This window comes from Micromonospora sp. NPDC050397, assembly GCF_044901685.1.
Classification (GTDB): Bacteria; Actinomycetota; Actinomycetes; order Mycobacteriales; family Micromonosporaceae; genus Micromonospora_G.
The window spans coordinates 143,068-158,375 of sequence record NZ_JBJDPS010000002.1; the positions used below are offsets into that span (position 1 = coordinate 143,068).

Annotated in this window: 11 protein-coding genes; 3 read left to right on the forward strand and 8 right to left on the reverse strand. The window is 70.7% G+C overall.

The genetic code is table 11. The features are described 5' to 3' along the window. Positions 1–2: 2 nt before the first annotated feature. From fdhF to ACI2K4_RS06790, 3 genes are read right to left on the reverse strand one after another with little or no spacing between them, the layout of a single operon-like run. The gene (gene fdhF / locus ACI2K4_RS06780; RefSeq protein WP_404509379.1) at positions 3–2,819 is read right to left on the reverse strand and encodes a formate dehydrogenase subunit alpha; all 2,817 of its coding nucleotides are present in this window, start codon (positions 2,817–2,819) and stop codon (positions 3–5) included. Then, the gene (locus ACI2K4_RS06785; protein ID WP_404509380.1) at positions 2,816–4,375 is read right to left on the reverse strand and encodes a formate dehydrogenase beta subunit; all 1,560 of its coding nucleotides are present in this window, start codon (positions 4,373–4,375) and stop codon (positions 2,816–2,818) included. The genes fdhF and ACI2K4_RS06785 overlap by 4 nt, the downstream gene beginning before the upstream one ends. Further along, positions 4,372–4,857, reverse strand: a complete 486-nt coding sequence (locus ACI2K4_RS06790) for a formate dehydrogenase subunit gamma (RefSeq protein ID WP_404509381.1) — start codon at positions 4,855–4,857, stop codon at positions 4,372–4,374. The genes ACI2K4_RS06785 and ACI2K4_RS06790 overlap by 4 nt, the downstream gene beginning before the upstream one ends. A gap of 286 nt (positions 4,858–5,143) precedes the next feature. Between ACI2K4_RS06790 and ACI2K4_RS06795 the strand changes: the two genes are divergently transcribed. Beyond that, the gene (locus ACI2K4_RS06795) at positions 5,144–5,908 is read left to right on the forward strand and encodes an SDR family NAD(P)-dependent oxidoreductase (RefSeq protein ID WP_404509383.1); all 765 of its coding nucleotides are present in this window, start codon (positions 5,144–5,146) and stop codon (positions 5,906–5,908) included. 70 nt (positions 5,909–5,978) lie between these two features. On the opposite strand, the gene ACI2K4_RS06800 is transcribed toward ACI2K4_RS06795, so the two are convergent. Continuing rightward, entirely contained in the window at positions 5,979–8,087 is a 2,109-nt protein-coding gene (locus ACI2K4_RS06800) for a glycogen debranching N-terminal domain-containing protein (protein ID WP_404509384.1), read from the reverse strand. A 166-nt stretch (positions 8,088–8,253) separates the two neighbouring features. Continuing rightward, the gene (locus tag ACI2K4_RS06805; RefSeq protein WP_404509385.1) at positions 8,254–9,012 is read right to left on the reverse strand and encodes an aminoglycoside adenylyltransferase domain-containing protein; all 759 of its coding nucleotides are present in this window, start codon (positions 9,010–9,012) and stop codon (positions 8,254–8,256) included. A 122-nt stretch (positions 9,013–9,134) separates the two neighbouring features. Here ACI2K4_RS06805 and ACI2K4_RS06810 point away from each other — a divergent pair, with 122 nt between their 5' ends. Continuing rightward, positions 9,135–9,797: a GNAT family N-acetyltransferase gene (locus ACI2K4_RS06810; protein WP_404509387.1), complete on the forward strand. Its 663-nt coding sequence runs from the start codon at positions 9,135–9,137 to the stop codon at positions 9,795–9,797. A 199-nt stretch (positions 9,798–9,996) separates the two neighbouring features. After that, positions 9,997–11,238: an alginate lyase family protein gene (locus ACI2K4_RS06815; protein WP_404509389.1), complete on the forward strand. Its 1,242-nt coding sequence runs from the start codon at positions 9,997–9,999 to the stop codon at positions 11,236–11,238. 243 nt (positions 11,239–11,481) lie between these two features. On the opposite strand, the gene ACI2K4_RS06820 is transcribed toward ACI2K4_RS06815, so the two are convergent. From ACI2K4_RS06820 to ACI2K4_RS06830, 3 genes are all read right to left on the reverse strand, one after another. After that, positions 11,482–12,558, reverse strand: a complete 1,077-nt coding sequence (locus tag ACI2K4_RS06820; RefSeq protein ID WP_404509391.1) for a polysaccharide lyase family 1 protein — start codon at positions 12,556–12,558, stop codon at positions 11,482–11,484. 366 nt (positions 12,559–12,924) lie between these two features. Then, complete coding sequence (locus tag ACI2K4_RS06825; protein WP_404509392.1) at positions 12,925–13,722, reverse strand: phosphatase PAP2 family protein; 798 nt, start codon at positions 13,720–13,722, stop codon at positions 12,925–12,927. Between the two features lie 70 nt (positions 13,723–13,792). After that, positions 13,793–15,244 (reverse strand): glycoside hydrolase family 3 N-terminal domain-containing protein, encoded by a 1,452-nt coding sequence (locus ACI2K4_RS06830; protein WP_404509393.1) that lies wholly within the window; start codon positions 15,242–15,244, stop codon positions 13,793–13,795. Positions 15,245–15,308 lie beyond the last annotated feature (64 nt).

Consider the following 15,308-nt stretch of genomic DNA (forward strand, 5'->3'; position numbering starts at 1 on the left):
GGTCAGTCCGCCAGTGCCGGTTCGAGCAGTTCGTCCTGTACGGCCTCGGCGGCGGGACGGGGGTGCTTCAGCCCCACCTGGACCGCCGTGACCTTGTACTCCGGGCAGTTCGTGGCCCAGTCGGAGTTCTCCGTGGTGACCACGTTGGCGCCGGTCACCGGGTGGTGGAAGGTGGTGTAGACCACGCCGACCGGCATCCGGTCGGAGAGGACCGCGCGCAGCGAGGTGGCACCGACCCGGCTGGCCAGGGTGACCTCGTCGCCGTCGCTGATGCCCCGCACCTCGGCGTCGTGCGGGTGCAGTTCGAGTACGTCCTCCTGGTGCCACGCCACGTTCGCCGTACGCCGGGTCTGCGCCCCGACGTTGTACTGGCTCAGGATTCGGCCGGTGGTCAGGATCAGCGGGTACTTGCGGGTGCTCCGCTCCCGGGTCGGCACGAACGGAGTCTGCACGAACCGGCCCTTGCCGCGTACGAAGCCGTCCACGTGCATCGTCGGCGTGCCCTCGGGGGCGGCGTCGTTGCACGGCCACTGCACGCTGCCGAGCTTGTCCAGCTTCTCGAACGAGACACCGGAGAAGGTCGGGGTGAGCGCCGCGATCTCGTCCATGATCTCGCGCGGGTGGCTGTAGCTCATCGGGTAGCCCATCGCCTCGGCGATCTCGCAGACGATCTCCCACTCGTGCTTGCCGGTCTTCGGTGCCATCACCGGACGTACCCGGTTGATCCGGCGCTCGGCGTTGGTGAAGGTGCCGTCCTTCTCCAGGAACGAGGTGCCGGGCAGGAAGACGTGCGCGAACTTGGCCGTCTCGTTCAGGAACAGGTCCTGGACCACGACCAGGTCCATCGCGCCGAGCGCGGCGAAGACGTGCTTGGTGTTCGGGTCCGACTGGGCGATGTCCTCACCCTGCACGAAGATCGCCCGGAAGCTCCCCTCCACCGCCGCGTCGAACATGTTCGGGATCCGCAGACCCGGCTCGGAGAGCAGCGGCCGACCCCACATGTTCTCGAACACCGTGCGTACGGCGTCGTCGGAGACGTGCCGGTAACCGGGCAGCTCGTGCGGGAACGAACCCATGTCGCAGGAGCCCTGCACGTTGTTCTGCCCGCGCAGCGGGTTGACCCCGACGCCCTCGCGACCGATGTTGCCGGTCACCATGGCCAGGTTCGCCATCCCCATGACCATGGTCGAGCCCTGGCTGTGCTCGGTGACGCCGAGACCGTAGTAGATCGCGGCGTTGCCGCCGGTGGCGTAGAGCCTCGCTGCGGCCCGCAGCTCCTCGGCCGGCACTCCGGTGATCTCCTCGACCGCCTCCGGGCTGTTCTCCGGCCGGGAGATGAACTCGGCCCAGCCCTCGAAGTCCTCGCACCGCTCGTCGACGAAGGCCCGGTCGTAGAGGCCCTCGGTGAGCACCACGTGGGCCAGCGCGTTGACCACGGCGACGTTGGTGCCGGGGGCGAGCTGGAGGTGGTGGGTGGCCTCGATGTGCGGCGAGCGGACCAGGTCGATCCGGCGCGGGTCGATCACCACGAGCTTCGCGCCCTCGCGCAGCCGGCGCTTCATCCGGGAGGCGAAGACCGGGTGCCCGTCGGTCGGGTTGGCCCCGATCACCAGGATCACGTCCGCCTGGGCCACCGAGCGGAAGTCCTGGGTGCCGGCCGAGGTGCCGAAGGTCTGCTTCAGCCCGTAGCCGGTGGGGGAGTGGCAGACCCGGGCACAGGTGTCGACGTTGTTGTTGCCGAACGCCGCCCGGATCATCTTCTGCACCACGTAGACCTCCTCGTTGGTGGTACGCGAGGAGGTGATGCCGCCGATCGCGCCGACGCCGTACTTGGCCTGGATGTCGAGCATCCGGGTGGCGACGTAGTTGATCGCGGTGTCCCAGTCGACCTTCTGCCACTCGTCGGTGATGCTGTCCCGGACCATCGGCGAGAGCTGGCGGTCCGGGTGGGTGGCGTAGCCGAAGGCGAACCGGCCCTTGACGCAGGAGTGGCCCTCGTTGGCGCCGCCGTCCTTGTACGGCACCATCCGGACCAGCTCGTCGCCACGCAGCTCGGCCTTGAACGAGCAACCCACACCGCAGTACGCGCAGGTGGTGATCACGCTGCGACTCGGCATGCCGAGCTGCACCACCGACTTCTCCTGGAGCGTGGCGGTCGGGCAGGCCTGCACGCAGGCGCCGCAGGAGACGCACTCGGAGTTCATGAACAGCTCACCGGCGCCCGCGCTCACCTTGGAGCCGAACCCGCGCCCCTCGATGGTCAGCGCGAACGTGCCCTGGATCTCGCCGCAGGCGCGTACGCAGCGGGAGCAGGCGATGCACTTGGAGGACTCGAAGTCGAAGTACGGGTTGCTGGTGTCCTTCGGCGCGTCCAGGTGGTTGGCCCCCTCGTAGCCGTACCGGACCTGGCGCAGGCCGACCGCCCCGGACATGTCCTGCAACTCGCAGTCGCCGTTGGCCGAGCAGGTCAGGCAGTCCAGCGGGTGATCGGAGATGTAGAGCTCCATCACGCCCTGGCGGAGCTTCTCCAGCTTCGGCGTCTGGGTGCGTACCTTCATCCCCGGGGTGACCGGGGTGGTGCACGAGGCGGGGGTGCCGCGCCGGCCGTCGATCTCGACCAGGCAGAGCCGGCAGGAGCCGAACGCCTCCAGGCTGTCGGTGGCGCAGAGCTTCGGGATGTCGACGCCGCTCTCCGCCGCCGCGCGCATCACCGACGTGCCCTCGGCCACCGTCACCGGCATGCCGTCCACCTCGATCGACACCGTCGCCGGTCCGGGCTTGGCCGGGGTGCCGAGGTCGTGTTCCTTCAACAGACTCATGGTTTCGCCTCCTGGTAGCGGGCGGTGAAGTCGTCGGGGAAATGCAGCAGCGCGCTGCGTACGGGATTCGGCGTCAGCCCACCCATGGCGCACAGTGATCCCTCGGTCATCAGCTCACAGAGATCACCCAGCAGGGCCAGGTTCCCGTCCGGGTCCTCACCCGCCACTATGCGGTCGATCACTTCCACACCGCGTACGGCACCGACCCGGCAGGGGGTGCACTTGCCGCAGGACTCCTCGGCGCAGAACTCCATCGCGAACCGGGCCATCGAGGCCATGTCCACGGTGTCGTCGAAGACCACGATACCGCCGTGCCCGAGCATCGCATCCGCTGCGGCGAACGCCTCGTAGTCCATCGGCAGGTCCAGGTTGGACGCCGGCAGGTACTGCCCGAGCGGGCCGCCGACCTGGACCGCGCGGATCGGGCGCCCGGACCGGGTGCCGCCGCCGTAGGTGTTGATCAGCTCGCTCAGCGTGATGCCGAAGGCGGTCTCGAAGACCCCGCCCCGGGCGATGTTGCCGGCGAGCTGGAACACCTGGGTGCCGCGCGAGCGCTCGACCCCGAGGTCGCGGTACGCCGCCGCCCCGTCGGCCAGGATGGCCGGCACCGAACCGAGCGTGAGCACGTTGTTCACCACGGTCGGCTTGCCGAACAGGCCGGTGATCGCCGGGATCGGCGGCTTGGCCCGGACCATGCCGCGCTTGCCTTCGAGGCTCTCCAACATCGCGGTTTCCTCACCGCAGATGTACGCCCCCGCGCCGACCCGCACGAACAGGTCGAACCGCACCTCCGAGCCGAGCACGTTGGCGCCCAGCCAGCCCTCCGTACGCGCGATGTCGATCGCCTGCCGCAGCGTGCGTACGGCGTCCGGGTACTCGGAGCGGACGTAGATGTAGCCCTCGGTCGCGCCGACCGCGTGCGCGGCGATGGTCATGCCCTCGATCAGGGTGAACGGGTCACCCTCCATCAGCATCCGGTCGGCGAACGTGCCGCTGTCGCCCTCGTCGGCGTTGCAGCAGACGAACTTCAGCGGCCCGGGGGTGTCGAGCACCGTCTTCCACTTGATGCCGGCCGGGAAGCCGGCGCCACCGCGCCCGCGCAGCCCCGACTCGGTCACCTCGGCGACCACCTCCGCCGGGGTCAGCTCCAGCGCCCGGCGCAGCCCGACCAGGCCGCCGTGCGCGACGTAGTCCTGCGGGGAGAGCGGGTCGGTGACACCGACCCGGGCGAAGCAGAGCCGGGTCTGGTCCCGCAGCCAGGGCAACTCCTCGACCGGCCCCTGGCAGAGCTCGTGCTCGGCGCCGTCGAGCAGCCCGTCGGCGACGAGTTCGGCGACGTCCTCCGGCTGGACCGGGCCGTAGCCGATCCGGCCCCGCTCGGTTTCCACCTCGACCAGGGTCTCCAGCCAGAGCATGCCGCGCGATCCGTTGCGTACGACTCGGACCGGCCGTCCGGCGGCCGCCGCCTCGCGCTCGACGGTCGCGGCGACCAGGTCGGCGCCGACGGAGAGCGCGGCCGAGTCGCGCGGTACGTAGACCGTGACCGGGGTCGTCATGAGTTCACCGTTTCCGTGACCAGGATCGCGTCCAGCCGCGATGCGTCGACCCGGCCGTGGACCCGGCCGTTGATCTGGGCGGCCGGTCCGAGGGCGCAGTTGCCGAGGCAGAACACCTGCTCGAGGGTGACCGAGCCGTCCGAAGTGGTCTGTCCGACCTTGATGCCGAGAACCTGTTCGGCGTGGGCGACCACCTGCTCGGCGCCGACCGACTGGCACGCCTCGGCCCGGCACAGCTTGACCGTGGTGCGGCCGGCGGGCTCGGACCGGAAGTCCGAGTAGAAGGTGATCACGCCGTGGACGTCCGCGCGGGACAGGTTCAGCTCCGCGGCGAGCACCGGCACGACCTGTTGGTCGACCCAGCCGAACTCCTCCTGGATCCGGTGCAGGATCGGCAATAGCGCCCCTCGGTCGCCGCGGTGTGCCGCGACCAGCGCGCGCACCCGCTCCTTGACCGAGGCATCAGGACCGTCCACTGCCATCCCACCTCCACGTCGCCCACCGCTACCGTGTTTACAATACTGTAGCCTGAATATCGTATGCAATACTGGCCCGATTGCCTTGCCGCTCCGGCCGGCGCCGGCCGGCTGACCAGGGGTCTGTGCCGCACACCTGGACGGGTCCTCGTGGTGTGCCGTGGACAGCGTTCGTGCCCCCGGGGGCGGTCGGGGTGTTGCCGACGAAGCGGCGTTCCTGGAGTCCATCATGCTTCAACGAACGCCGCCTTGGCAGGTTGATCTTTGTCGAGATATGTGCGAGGTTGCGCCGATGGAAGATCGGCAACGGGCACTGGTCACCGGTGGGTCACGGGGCGTCGGGGCGGCGGTCGCCGCCGCGCTGGCCCGCGCGGGCTACCGGGTCGCCGTGCACTGCCGGGGCGACCTCACCTCGGCGCACGCGGTGCGCGACACGCTCCCCGGCGACGGGCACACCGTGGTCAGCGGCGATCTCGCCGACCCGGACGCGGCCGAGTCGGTGGTCACCGCCTCGGTGGCGGCGCTGGGTGGGCTCGACCTGCTGGTCAACAACGCCGGACGGTACGTCGAACTGCCCGTCACCGCCGACTCCTACGCCGACTGGCAGGCAAACTGGCGGGAGATGCTCGACGTCAACCTGCACGGCGCCGCGAACGTCACCTGGTGCGTGGTGCACCACCTGCTCGGGCGCCCGGAGGGTCCGGCGGGTGGGCGGATCGTCAACGTCGGCTCCCGGGGCGTCTTCCGGGGCGAGCCGAACGCGCCCGCGTACGGGGCCAGCAAGGCCGGTCTGCACTCGCTGACCCAGTCGCTCGCCGTCGACCTGGCCCGACACGGTATCGCCGTCGCGGCGGTCGCGCCCGGGTTCGTCAACACGGACATGGTCGCACCGCTGCTCGACGGCACGACCGGTGACGCCATCCGGGCGCAGAGCCCGTTCCGGCGGATCGCCGAGCCGGCCGAGATCGCCGCCGCCGTCGCCTGGCTCGCCTCACCGGAGGCCGTCTGGGCCAGCGGCGCGATCCTCGACCTGAACGGCGCCTCGTACCTGCGCTGACACCCACCCGCCCCCACCCGTTAGGAAGGGCCCCTTCCTATACAAAAAGCGATAACAAGGGGCCCTTCCTTCAGGAGATGGGGGTTACTTGGGCTTGTTGGGCGGTTGCCACGATGTTCCAGCGTTTGCCGAGGGCGGTCAGCGTGTCGAGGGCGATGGTGCCGTACTCGGGCGGCACCCGGGGGTCGGCGACGAGTTCGTCGCCCCGCACCTCGAGGCCGAGCATCGTACGGACGAAGAGCATCGGGGCCGCCGCCGACCACGCCTGTGGGCTGCACGCCGTCGGGTACGGCACCGGCACCCGGCCGTACGAGCGGTCGTACCCGGACAGTGCCTCGGGCAGGCGGTAGTCGGAGTAGCTGGCCGCCTCCAGCATCGCCATCACGATCCGGTTCGCCTCCTGCCGGAACCCGTACCGGGCCAGGCCGTGCGCGATCAGCGAGTTGTCGTGCGGCCAGACCGTACCGGAGTGGTAGCCGATCGGGTTGTACGCCTGCTCCTCGCTGCACGTGGTGCGGACGCCCCAGCCGGAGAACATCTCCTCGGACATCAACTGGTTGGCCAGGATGATCGCCCGTTCCGGTGGCACGATCCCGCTCCACAGGAGCTGCCCCATGTTCGACGTCATCGAGTCGATCCGACGCTTGTCGCCGTCCAGCCCGAGCGCGTAGTACCCGCCGCGCTCCTCGATCCAGAAGTCCCGGTTGAACCGCTCGTACAACTCGTCGGCCAGGAACCGCTGCCGCCGCGCCAGTTCCGGATCGCCCAGCGGGCCGTCGGCCAGCTCCGCCACCCGTTTGCGCGCGTCGTACGTGTAGCCCTGGATCTCGCAGGTGGCGATCGGCAGCACCGGGATCGACCCGTCGGCGAACTTGATGCCGTCGGCCGAGTCGCGCCAGCACTGGTTGCCCAGTCCCTGGGTGGATCGGGTGGCGTACTCGATGTAACCGTCCCGGTCCGGGTCGCCGTAGTGGTCGATCCAGCGCAGCGCCGCGTCGACGTTCTCCCGGAAACCTCTGACGAACTCGTCGTCCCTGGTCCAGCGCCAGTACTCGGAGAGCAGGATGAGCCAGAGCTGGGTGGCGTCGGCCGTACCGTAGTAGGGGTTGTGTGGCTTGAGCTGGAGCTGGGTCAGTTCACCGCTGCGGATCTCGTGCAGGATTTTTCCCGGTTCCTCGTCCCGGAAGTCGTCGACCTTGCGGCCCTGGGCCGCGGCGAGCGCCAACAGGGTGCCCCTGGCCAGGCTCGGCCCGGAGGCGATCGCCTGGTACGCGGTGATCAGGGAGTCACGGCCGAAGATGGTGAGAAACCAGGGAAGGCCGGCGGCGGGAAGGATGATCGGCACCCCGCCGGCGGATTTCTCGATCCGCAGCGCGGCCAGGTCCGACCTCGACTTCGCCAGCACGCCGCGGAGCAACTCCGAATCGATTCGCAGATTAGGACACTCACGACTCCAGACGGTGATCGCGTCATCCCGTACGTCGTCGAACACCTCGCCGAAGCGGCGGTGCTTCGGCGCGATCTGTAGTGCGCCGAACTCCAGCGGGACGGTCAGCTCGCACCGCCATACCGTGCCCGGCTCGAGGCGTAGGTGCCAGACCAGCCCGTCCCCCTCGGTCCGGGTCGCCGACGGGCTGGCCTCGATCCGGGTACGGGCCCGGAAGGTGTCGTTCGTGTAGAGGAAGTCGAGGTGCTCGCCGGTTGCCCCGTGCAGCCGGGTGGTGGTCTCCGAGCGGTCCGGTACGCATTCCTTGATCTCGAAGAGGTCGGCGAAGTCGGCCCCGGCCAAGAGTTCGAGGTCGAACTCGACGTGCCTCTGGGCGAAGCACTCCAGCTCGATCCGTTCGTGCAGGCCGTCACCGATGAAGCGCTGCCGGCGCACACCAATGCTGTTCGCCGGTATCCCCTCCAGGTCGGCGTTGGTGAGGAAGAAGGCGGCCGAGTAGTCCTCGACGGTGCAGGAACTCAGCAGGAGCAGAGGCTGTCCGCCGATGCGCAGCTCCCACCGGCTCAGGAACCGGGTGTCGTCGTGCACCAGTCCGCCGATCGTGCCGTCGGGGATGTCGCCGGTCGCGTTCGAGATCATGAACGAGCGACCCTCGACCACGGCGATCGCGTCCGGACCCAGCTCCGGCGGCAGGTTCCGGACCACGGCGCTGGGCACTCCGGTCTCCGACACGTGCCCAGGCATGGGGTCGGCGGGGGTCGGCCTACGCACCACGCCTGCCACGTACGCCTCCAGCGGAGCGGAACGCCTGACGTGCCTGGACTAGAACCCAGCGTAGTGCGGGTCCGTGCTGGTGAGCGGGTGTTTGAGACAGTCGGACGAGGCAGCCACAGTCCGACTACTCGGTGCCGGTGCCGGTGAGCCGGGCGCGGGCCTCGGCCACGAAACGGGCGCCCGGCCCGGACAGGTCCCGACGGTCCCCGCTCTGGTGCAGCACCAGCGCCTCGGCGACCAGCGGATGGTGCGGGTGCCGGGCGAGATACCAGCGACCGGCACCCACCTTGGCGCAGAGGCTGCCCTCGGCCGCGAAGCGCAGCGCCCGGCAGGCGCTGAGTACGCCGTGTGCCTGGCCGCCCTGGGCCAGTGCCCAGTCGAGCTGCTGACACATCGCCCAGCGCAGCCGCTCGACCCCGACCGGGCCGAAGACCCGGTCCGGAGGTGGTCCGCTGACCGCCAGGCCGTACCGGCGGCAGAGTTCGGCGTGCACGATCAGCTCGGGGTTGCCCGGATGGCCCGTACCGGGGATGACGTGGGCACTGCCGGTGGCGGTGCCGGTCACCCGTACCTCGAACGGGCAGTCGCCGAGGGAGCGGGCGGTGGCGGCGGTGAGGACGGTCAGTTCCAGGCCGCGCCCGGGGCAACGGTCGATGGTACGGCCGAGCGCGGTGCCGGTCCGGAACTGTCGCGCCGCGTTGCCGGGTTGGCCGACCACGGCGAGCACCTCGACATCGCTCAGTGCCGGCGAGAACCCGCCCAGCACCGCCGATCCGTGCAGATAGAGGCCGACCAGATCGGAACCGGACAGGGTGTGCAGCACCATCGTGAGCTGACGGGCATACCCGACCACCCGGTGGGGGGCGCGGGCAGCGACGGACATGAGTACAGATGGTAATGCCCGCAGGCCCGTGCGCCGACGGGTGAGCTGAGCCGGTGCGGGAACGGTGTCCGCTGTCGCGGCGTACGCTGCGACTTATCGCCGGCCGCAGTGCGAGGAGCCGCATGCTCGACACACGCCTCTTCCACCACCTGGTGAGCTGGCTGGGGCAGTGGCCCACCCGACGGCCGTTGCAGGTGGTGGGCTCGGAGCGGCGGACCCTGCCGGGGTGGGACGGACAGGTGCGCCCCGCGCTCGCCGTGGCCGCGCCGGGCGGCATGGTGCTGTCGGTGCCGCCGGACCGGCTCGCCGAGGTACGTGAACTGGCTGGCAAGCCGTTGGACGACCTGCTCGCCGCGCTGCCCTCGGCGGTCGGCCAGCCGGGCTGGCGGACGTACCCGGCGGTCTTCCGGTACTCGCTGGTGCCCGCGTCGCTGCCCGACGCCGGTGAGTGGGTCGCCCCGGACGACCCGACGCTGCCGTCGTGGCTGCGTCCCTTCCGGGACGTGCTGGTGGCCCGCGACGCCGACGGCGAGTACCTGGCCGGGGTGGGAATCAAGCGCCACGACCGGTACGGCAACGAACTGTCGGTCGGCACCACGCCCGCCGCCCGGGGCAGGGGACTGGCTCGTCGACTGGTCGCGCAGGCGGCCCGGCGGGTGCTCGACGAGGGAGCGGTCCCCACCTACCTGCACGCGCCGGAGAACGCGGCCTCGGCCCGGGTCGCCGAGGCCGCCGGCTTTCCGTCGCGCGGCTGGATGTCGTACGGCGTCTTCAAGTCCGAGTAGCCCCCGGATCTCTCCTGGTCGGACCGGCCCCACCGGCTCGGTTCGTTCCTTCTACGCGGCTGCGGTGGGTTGACAACGTATCGACCGAGATGGTCGTATCGACACTAGTTAACACTCCTTACAGTTTGGTGCCGGTCAATCCCGATGCTCCCGCCGGTTCAGCCCGAACCCGCGAACGAGCCCGCCCCAGGAGGACCTGATGTCCCAACCATTCCGGCGCGGAAGATGGGCGTTCGCGGTCACCGCCGCGACCGCCCTGCTGATGACGGTCGCCCCGGCCGCGTCCGCGCGCGAGACCAGCACGGCCGATGCGGCGACCCGGACCGGGGACGTCGTGGCCGCCGCGCCCGCCACCTTCACCCACCCCGGTGTGCTGGTGAGCCGGCCACAGCTCGACTTCATCCGGTCCCGGGTCAACGCCAACGCCCAGCCGTGGAAGGCCGCCTACGACCAGATGATGGCGAGCCGGTACGCCTCGCTCAGCCGGACCGCCAAGCCGCGTGCCGTGGTCGAGTGCGGGTCGTACTCGAACCCGAACAACGGCTGCACCGACGAGCGCGAGGACGCGCTGGCGGCGTACACGCTCTCGCTCGCCTGGTACATCACCCAGGACAGCCGGTACGCCACCAAGGCCATCCAGATCATGGACGCCTGGTCGGCGGTCATCCGGGACCACACCAACAGCAACGCCCCGTTGCAGACCGCCTGGGCCGGATCCTCCTGGCCACGGGCCGCCGAGATCATCCGCTACACGTACGGCGGCTGGTCCTCGGCGAACATCACCCGCTTCGGCAACATGCTGCGCGACGTGTACCTGCCGGAGATCGTCAACGGCAACACGTACAGCAACGGCAACTGGGAACTGAGCATGATGGAGGCGTCCATCGGCATCTCGGTCTTCCTGGAGGACCGCGCGGTCTACGACCGGGCCCTGGCCAAATTCCGTGACCGGGTGCCCGCCTTCATCTACCTCACCAGTGACGGTGCCTTCCCCCGGGGTCCCGCCGGCAGCACCATCGACACCCGGGCCGAGGTGGCGAGCTACTGGCAGGGGCAGAACACCTTCGTGGACGGTCTGTCCCAGGAGACCTGCCGGGACTTCACCCACACCGGCTACGGCATCTCGGCCATCGCCCACGTCGCCGAGACCACCCGCCACCAGGGACAGGACCTCTACCCGGAGTTGCAGGACCGGCTGCGGCACGCGCTCGGCCTCCACGCGAAGTACCAGCTCGGCGAGCCGGTACCGAGCTGGCTCTGCGGCGGCAGCCTGACCAGGGGACTCGGACCGGTCACCGAGGTCGGCTTCAACGCGCTCAACAACCGGATGGGCATCGCGATGACAAACACCCAACGCCTCACCGAGCAGCAGCGCCCGGCCGGCAGCAACAACCTCTTTGTCGCCTGGGAGACGCTGACCCACGCCGGCAACCCCAACTGACCGTACGGCGCCACGGAGAGTCGCCGGCACACCCGCGCCCACGGGTGTGCCGGCGCACCGGGCTCCTCACCCCTCGTGGTTCGGCAGCGGCCAGTCGGCGAGCGACAGGCCGGTGCCGGTGATTGGAGTAGGCGAGGAAGACCCCGGTCACCGCGACGGTCAGGGCCAGGGTCAGCCCCGCCGAGCACCGGCTCGACGCTGAACGGCCGGGCCGGCACGGGGGACACGTACGCCGCCGGTGGGTCAGAGACCGATCCGCCCCACACCGGCCCCGGCCGAGACGGTCGCCGGCACGGTCGCCGGGTCGTCCACCGTGTACGGGTAGTAGCTCCTCGGCTCGACCACGGTGCCCGCGGTCTGCGGCGTACCCGAGTTGACGTACCGGTTGTTCCGTTCGACCACCCGGCCGGGACCGCTCTTGTCGTACCCGACGTAGATCGGGTGCGCCACGTTCTCGAAGTAGTTGCCCTCCACCATCAGTCCGGCGTTCTCGGTGGAGGCGATCCCGTAGAGCGCGTTGTTCCGGTAGTAGTTGTTGAAGACGTGCACCGGATCGGCGAAGCGGACCCGGGGGTGGCGCTGGTCGGTGCCGTCGAAGAAGTTGTGGTGGTAGGTGACCCGCAGCTTGCCGATGTCGGCCGGGTAGTTGTCGGAGTGTCCGACCAGGCTCGACTTGCTGTGGTGGTGGAAGTGGTTCCACGAAACCGTGACGTAGTCCGACTCGCGTTTGATGTCGAGCAGGCCGTCGTACCCGTCGGAGAGGTCGTTGTGGTCGATCCAGACGTGGTGGGCCTTGTTGGTCACGCTGATCGAGTCGTCCTCGGCGTCGGTGAACCTGATGTTGCGGATGATCACGTTGTTGCCGGGCCGGGTGGTGGAGCCGAGTTGCAGCCCGCCGCCGGTGATCTCGGCGGTGCTGCCCACGCCGAGAATGCTCTTGTTCGCGACCACGGTGAGCATGTCGGAGACCTGGATCCGGCCGGCGACCCGGATGACGTACGGGCCCGGCCGGCCGACGTAGTCCTCCAGCGCGGCGGCGGTGGTGACGGTGACCGTGGGGCCGCCCGCGCCGCCGGTGGTGCCGTTGAAGCCGAGGGCGTTGACCGAGGCGAACCCGACCGGTGTGTCGGCCAGCGGCTGGACGTCGGCGGAGCCGCTGCGCGGGACGACGTGCCGACCCGGGCTGTCCGAAGCGGTGGGTGGCCCGGCCTGCCCCGGGGCGGCGGGGCCGACCATCGTGCCGACCAGCACCGTGACGATGCCGGCGACCAGCGCGAGGGTGCGGGCGGGTGAGCGGGGTGGGATGAGGTGAGAGGTCATCGAAGCGCTGCTTTCTCGGCCCGGGCCGTTGCCGGCGGCGGACCGGAGCAAGGGGGATCGCCGTGACCGGGACGGGCCGGCGAGCGAGAGAGGAAAGCGCTTTCCTGACCCAACCATAGGATGGCCAGCGAGAGTCGTCAATGGGCAGGGGTTGGTGGCCCGAGTCGCTGGCGCCCGCGAGAGTCGTGGCGCGGACCGTGGACCCCGACGGGTCCACGGTCCGCATCCTTCCCCAGGCCGAAGTTCTGGACGCGGTACGGGCGCGTGTGGTCGTAACGCTACGAATCCGGGCCAGTGCTTTCAAGCCCGCACGAGAGCCGTCCAAAATGTCCGTTCGGGGGACTTGACGGCAAATGTACGTTCGGCCTACCGGGTCCGGCCCGGTGTCGGTCCCGGTGCCGCTTTCCGTGTCGGTGCCAGTCGTAGGGCGTGCAGCAGCCGCGCGGTCGGCGCGGTCGCGACCGCCACCGTGCCGGCGGCCAGCACCCCGCCCAGGGTCAGTCCGGCCAGGATGTCGTGCGGGTAGTGCACGCCGGCCACCACCCGCAGCAGCGCCGTCGCCCCGGCCAGCGGCAGGGTGACCAGTGCCAGTTTGGGTACGACCACGGCCAGGCCGACCGCGAGCGCGGCGGCGATGGTGGCGTGGTTGCTCGGGAAGGACCAGTCCCCGACGGCGGGACAGGTGGCCATCGGCTCCACCCCGGACAGCGCCCGGCAGGGCCGCTCCTGGTCCACCACCAGCTTCAGTCCCTCGCTCAGCCCGTACGCGCCGGCCGTGACGACCAGGGTCAGCCCCGCACCGGCCAGCAGCAGCGGGTTCCGGCCGTGACCGGCCCAGCCGATCACCGCGAGCAGTCCGAGCAGGACCAGCAGCGCGGCGTCGGTGGCCAGCTCGACCGCCCGGTGCAGCCAGCCCGGGGCGCCGGCCACCGCGTCGACGACGGTGCGGTAGCCGGCGGCGGAGAGGCCGTCGGTGATCCGGATCGGGTCGGGATCGCCGAGCCCGCCGGGCGCGAGCCAGCCGACCAGCCCGGCTCCCGCCACCACGAGGGTCAACGCCCCACCGATCCGGACCACCCCCGTACGGGCACGACGGGCTCTCGCTCGGCCCGCCGTGCCGGTCGGTTCCACTGACTCCGCTGTTGGCGCTGGCTGCTCCGTCATGGTGAACACTCTATGAACGGAGGGTGGACCAGGTCTTGCGTCGAAGGTCGGTGTCGCGAGCTGACGAAGGTCAGCCGGCCAGGCCGAGCGTCTCGGCGGCGGCCCAGCCGTTGGCGTGGCTGGCGCCGTACGTGGTGACAAACGCCCGTACGCCCGCCGGCCGCCAGGTCGACGGCCAACCCATCTCGACCACGGTCACCGGGTGTCGGGCGGCCAGCGCCTCGACCAGTTCGGCCGCTCCGGCCAGCCGGTGCACGTGCCGGCCGACCAGCACGATCGGCCGGTTGCCGGCCAGCTCGGTCAGGGCCGTCGGCTCGGTCTCGGCGGCCACCACCGGCACGCTCTCGGTGCCGTCCAGGTGCGGGCCGAGGCCCCACGGCACCCGCCCCTCGGCGATGTTGGAGGCGGAGACCAGTTGCAGCACCAGGGGGCTCTCCAGGTCGGAGAGGACGCCCTCGACGCGTACCGCACGCTTCGCGGCGGCGTACCCCAGGTCAGACGCGGCGGCCTCGGCGGTCGTGCCGGCCCGGGTCCAGGCGGCGAGCGCGTCGGCGCGGCCGGCGGCCTCCTCCACCCGCGCGGTCGAGAGCCGGCCGTCACCCAGCGCCGCGACGATCTCGGCGGCCACCTGCTCGACCAGGGCGGCGTCCACGTCCGCGCCGATGCAGAGCAGGTCGGCCCCGGCGGCGAGCGCGCGGACGGCGGCCGGACCGATCCCGCCGGCGGCGAGTGCCGCACCCTTCATCTCCAGCGCGTCGGTGATCACCGCACCGGTGAAGCCGTACTCCCGGCGCAGCAGGTCCACCAGGACGGCCCGGCTGAAGGTGGCCGGCCCGTCGCCGGTCAGCACCGGGACCCGGATGTGCGCGGTCATGATCGCCTTGGCGTCGGCCGCGACCACGGCGGCGAACGGTGGCAGGTCGCGGACCCGGAGCAGGTCCAGTGTCACGTCGACGGTGGGCAGTTCGTAGTGTGAGTCGGCGACGGTGGCGCCGTGGCCGGGGAAGTGCTTGGCGCAGGCGGCCACCCCGACCGACTGTAGGCCGGCGACGGCGGCGGCGGAGTGCGCGGCGACCCGGACCGGGTCGGCGCCGAACGAGCGGGTGCCGATAATCGGGTTCTCGTCGGCGCTGTTCACGTCCACCGTGGGGGCGAGGTTGACGTTGATCCCGAGCGCCGCCAGCTCGGCGCCGATCGCCTGGTAGACCCGGCGGGTGAGACCCACGTCGTTGACCGCGCCGAGGGCGGCGTTGCCCGGGTACGGGCTGCCGGTGGCGTGGGCCAGCCGGGTGACGTCGCCGCCCTCCTCGTCGATCGCGATCAGGACGTCCGGGCGGACCGCGCGCAGTGCCGCGGTGCTCGCCGCGACCTGGGCGGGATCGGTCACGTTACGCCCGAACAGGGTGTGACCGGCCAACCCGTCGGCGACCAGGCCGAGCGCCCAGTCCGGCGGCGCGCTGCCCGGAAAGGCGGCGAGCAGCGTACGCAGTGCCAACCGGCGGAGTCCAGGATCGATCCCCACGTTGTCTCCTCTTCGCGGCCGCCCCTGGTCCGAGTGTCGCACCCGAGGGGCCATCTCGTGACCA

What these genes read in the sequence shown, in the direction of transcription:
- ACI2K4_RS06810 (WP_404509387.1), top strand. Translation starts at nt 9,135, where the DNA reads ATGCTCGACACACGCCTCTTCCACCACCTGGTGAGCTGGCTGGGGCAG.
- ACI2K4_RS06820 (WP_404509391.1), bottom strand. Translation starts at nt 12,558, where the DNA reads ATGACCTCTCACCTCATCCCACCCCGCTCACCCGCCCGCACCCTCGCG.
- ACI2K4_RS06805 (WP_404509385.1), bottom strand. Translation starts at nt 9,012, where the DNA reads ATGTCCGTCGCTGCCCGCGCCCCCCACCGGGTGGTCGGGTATGCCCGT.
- fdhF (WP_404509379.1), bottom strand. Translation starts at nt 2,819, where the DNA reads ATGAGTCTGTTGAAGGAACACGACCTCGGCACCCCGGCCAAGCCCGGA.
- ACI2K4_RS06815 (WP_404509389.1), top strand. Translation starts at nt 9,997, where the DNA reads ATGTCCCAACCATTCCGGCGCGGAAGATGGGCGTTCGCGGTCACCGCC.
- ACI2K4_RS06825 (WP_404509392.1), bottom strand. Translation starts at nt 13,722, where the DNA reads ATGACGGAGCAGCCAGCGCCAACAGCGGAGTCAGTGGAACCGACCGGC.
- ACI2K4_RS06795 (WP_404509383.1), top strand. Translation starts at nt 5,144, where the DNA reads ATGGAAGATCGGCAACGGGCACTGGTCACCGGTGGGTCACGGGGCGTC.
- ACI2K4_RS06785 (WP_404509380.1), bottom strand. Translation starts at nt 4,375, where the DNA reads ATGACGACCCCGGTCACGGTCTACGTACCGCGCGACTCGGCCGCGCTC.
- ACI2K4_RS06790 (WP_404509381.1), bottom strand. Translation starts at nt 4,857, where the DNA reads ATGGCAGTGGACGGTCCTGATGCCTCGGTCAAGGAGCGGGTGCGCGCG.